The following is a 337-nucleotide window of genomic DNA, read 5'->3' as shown; positions in this document are numbered from 1 at the left end:
ATAATTTGTGACCATCCCAGTCGTTTTCGTCTAAACCATCTTCAATAGAGATGATTGGAAAGTCTTTGCAAAGCTCTTCGTAGAAATCAACCATTTCTGCAGAAGTTAAGCCAGTACGGCCTTCGCCTGCAAGGTCATATTTACCAGTTTCTTTGTTGTAGAACTCAGAAGAAGCAACGTCCATTCCTAAGAATACGTTCTCGCCAGCTTTGTAACCAGCTTTTTCGATAGCTTCGATGATTACTTCTAAAGCTTCACGGTTAGAACCAAGGTTTGGAGCGAATCCACCTTCGTCACCTACTGCAGTGTTAAGACCTTTGTCATGTAATACAGCTTT

The 337-nt window shown here is 41.5% G+C and carries 1 pseudogene; it reads right to left on the bottom strand.

Going from position 1 to position 337, the window contains the following annotated elements:
- Nucleotides 1–337: pseudogene (gene eno, locus FE392_RS22570) on the bottom strand (phosphopyruvate hydratase); the annotation flags it as partial.

Origin of the sequence: Xenorhabdus santafensis, assembly GCF_033949405.1 — a bacterium.
Classification (GTDB): domain Bacteria; phylum Pseudomonadota; class Gammaproteobacteria; order Enterobacterales; family Enterobacteriaceae; genus Xenorhabdus; species Xenorhabdus santafensis.
This window is presented reverse-complemented; position numbering and strand designations above follow the sequence as displayed.